Raw genomic sequence first — 3,460 nt, 5'->3', positions numbered from 1 at the left:
ACCGGACACCTCGCCACCCCCGAACAACTCACCACACCCGACTACTGGACCCGCCACATCCGCGAAACCGTCCGCTACCACCACGCCGTACAGACACTCCGGCAGGAGGGCGCCACCTTCGTGCTGGAGCTGGGCCCCGACGCGGTGCTCAGCGCGCTGACCCCGGACGCGGTGCCGGTGCTGCGCAGGGACCGGGACGAACGGCACACCCTGCACACCGCGCTGGCCACCGCGCACGCCCACGGCGCGGCCCTCGACTGGGACGCGCTGCTGCCCGAACGGGCGCCGGCCGACGACCTGCCGACGTACGCCTTCCAGCACCGGCGCTACTGGATACCGACGCCGACGGCCTCCCCGCACGGCCAGGGCCTCGGCCTGGACGCGAGCGGGCACGCCCTGCTGGGGACCTCGGTGGAACGCGCCGACGACGGCGGCCTGTTGCTGACCGGTTCGCTGTCCGCCGACGGGCAGCCCTGGCTGGCCGACCACCGGGTGCTGGGCCGGATCCTGCTGCCGTCCACGGCGTTCGTCGATCTCGCGCTGGCCGCGGGTGAGCGCGCCGGGACGCCCCGGCTGGAGGAACTGACCCTGGAGACACCGCTGGTGCTGCCGGAGTCCGGACAGGGCTCCGTCCACGTGCAGCTCACGGTCGGCACGCCGGACGAGCACGGCACCCGCCCGCTGGCGGTGCACGCCCGTGCCGCCGACGGCGGCACCTGGACCCGGCACGCCGCCGGACTGCTGTCGCCCTCCTCCGGCCCGGCGGTGGCGGCGGGCGCCGCCTGGCCGCCGGCCGGCACCGAGCCGGTGGACGTCGACGCCCTGTACGGCCGTCTCGACGCGCTGGGCTTCGCCTACGGCCCGGTCTTCCGCGGGGTGCGGGCGGCCTGGCGGCGCGGGGACGACGTGTACGCGGAGCTGGTGCTGCCGGAGACCGGGGCGGACAGCTCATCCGGCTACGGGGTGCACCCCGCCCTGCTGGACGCGGCGCTGCACCCGTTGGTCGGCCGCGCCGAGCGGCGCGGCGACGGGCCGGAGCTGCCGTTCTCCTGGTCGGGCGTGGAACTGCACGCCACGGGAGCGACCGCGTTGCGCGTGCACTGGTCGGGGCGGCGGCTGAGCGCCGTCGACCCGGCCGGCCGTCCCGTGCTGTCGGCCGAGGCACTGGCCCTGCGTCCGGCCGGCGGGCAGCACCTGGGCGGCGCGGGGCTGCCGCGGGTGCCCTACCGGATCGACTGGGTGCCCGCGACGGTTCCGGCCGCCGCGGAGAGCGAGGACGCGGGCGGGGCGGCGGTCACCGTGGTGCCCTCGCTCGGCGCGCTGCCCGCCGACGGCCCGGTGGCGGGCGTGGTGGCGCTGTCCGTGCCGACGGGACGCGAGGCGGCCGGGCAGGCGCTCGACGCCGTGCGCGCCTGGATCGCGGACGAGCGGTACGCCGACGCCCGGCTGCTGTTCGTCACCCGTGGGGCGCGCGGCGACGATCCCTGGGCGGCGGCGGTGTGGGGCCTGGTGCGCTCGGCGCAGTCCGAGCACCCGGACCGCTTCGGCCTGGCCGACCTGCCACCCGGCCACGAACCCGTGTCCCCTGGTCTGCTGCGCTCCCTGGCCGCAGCCGGCCGCCACGAGCCGCAGCTCGCCGTCGGTGACGACGGCGGCCTGCTGGTTCCGCGCCTGGTGCGCGCCGATGCCGCCGGCGCCGGGAACGAAGCACGCCCGCGGGTCGTCGGGCGGGCGCAGCCGGACGCCGCTCCCGCCGCCCACGCCCAGAGCGGGCCGTCGCGGACGGGCACCGGCCCCACGGGCGGCGACCGAAGCGGTCCGCGCCTCGCCGACACCACCCCCACCGCAACCGACCACCACGGGCCCGCCCCGACCGACCCCGTCGACGACGACCGGAGCCCGGGCGCGCGGGACGATGCCTCAGTCCCCGGGAGCCGCGGCGGGCTGGGGTGGGGTGACCGGACCGTGCTGGTCACCGGTGCCCTGGGGGGTCTGGGGCGACTGCTGGTGCGGCATCTGGTCACGCGGCACGGGGTCCGGCATCTGCTGCTGCTCAGCCGGCGCGGCGCCACCGCGCCCGGGGCGGCCGAACTGGCGGACGAGCTGGCCGGGGCGGGCGGGACGGTGGAGTTCGCGGCCTGTGACGCGGCGGACCGCGCCGCGCTCGCCCGGGTGCTTGACGCGATTCCCGCCGACAGGCCGCTCGGTGCCGTGTTCCATCTCGCCGGCGTCCTGGACGACGGCACGGTCGAGTCGCTGACGGGCGAGCGGCTGGATGCCGTACTGCGGCCGAAGGCGGACGCGGCCCTGCACCTGCACGAACTGACCGCGGGCCGTGACCTGGACGCCTTCGTGCTGTTCTCCTCCGTCACCGGTGTCCTCGGCACCGCGGGCCAGGCCAACTACGCCGCCGCCAACGCCGTCCTCGACGCCCTCGCCCAGCACCGCCACGCCCGGGGGCTGCCCGCCACCTCCCTCGCCTGGGGCCTGTGGGACACCGGCGACGGCATGGCCGGAGAGCTGGACGACGTGGAGCGGGCGCGCTGGGCGCGCTCGGGGCTGGCGCCGCTCTCGGCCGACGCGGGGCTCGCCCTCCTGGACGCGGCGCTCGACGGTCGCGGGGGCGCGCTGGTGCCGGTGCGTCTCGACCACGCCGCGCTGCGCGAGCGGGCAGCGGCCGGTGCCCTTCCGGCGCCTTTGCGGGGACTGGTGCGCGCGCCACTGCCGCAGGCCGCCGCCCCGGGTGCCGCGCAGGGCTGGGCCGAGCGCACGGCCGTACTCGAAGGTCCCGAACGGCAGCGTGCGGTGGCCGAGTTGGTCCTCGGCACGGTGACCGCGGTGCTGGGGCATGCCACCTCCGCCACGGTCGACGGCAGCCGGGCGTTCAGGGATCTCGGTTTCGACTCGGCCGATCGCGATCGTCGGCATGGCCTGCCGTTTCCCGGGCGGTGTCACCTCGCCCGAGGAGCTGTGGGACCTGGTCGCCTCCGGCACGGACGCGATCGGTCCCTTCCCCACCGACCGGGGCTGGGACCTGTCCGCGCTCTACGACCCCGACCCCGACCACTCCGGCACGTCGTATGCGCGCGAGGGCGGATTCCTCTACGACGCGGGCGACTTCGACGCGGAGTTCTTCGGGATCAGTCCGCGTGAGGCCCTGGCGATCGACCCGCAGCAGCGGCTGCTGCTGGAGACGGCCTGGGAGGCCTTCGAACGGGCCGGCGTGGACCCGGCGTCCCTGCGCGGCTCACGCACCGGCGTCTTCGCGGGGGCCATGTACCACGACTACGTCACGGGGCCGGCCGGGGTGCCCAAGGAGCTGGAGGGTTACCTCCTCACCGGCAACACCTCGAGCGTGGTCTCGGGCCGGGTGGCGTACACCTTCGGGCTGGAGGGCCCCGCCGTCACCGTGGACACCGCCTGCTCCTCCTCCCTCGTCGCCCTCCACCTCGCCGCCCAA

2 pseudogenes are annotated in these 3,460 nt (G+C 76.8%); both read left to right on the top strand.

The features are described from left to right. Positions 1 to 120 precede the first annotated feature (120 nt). Positions 121 to 1,179, top strand: a pseudogene (locus OO52_RS54920) (polyketide synthase dehydratase domain-containing protein); the annotation flags it as partial. Between the two features lie 39 nt (positions 1,180 to 1,218). After that, positions 1,219 to 3,460 (top strand): annotated as a pseudogene (locus OO52_RS54915) (type I polyketide synthase); the annotation flags it as partial.

This window comes from Streptomyces flaveolus (assembly GCF_000716535.1).
GTDB classification, from domain to species: domain Bacteria; phylum Actinomycetota; class Actinomycetes; order Streptomycetales; family Streptomycetaceae; genus Streptomyces; species Streptomyces flaveolus_A.
This window is presented reverse-complemented; position numbering and strand designations above follow the sequence as displayed.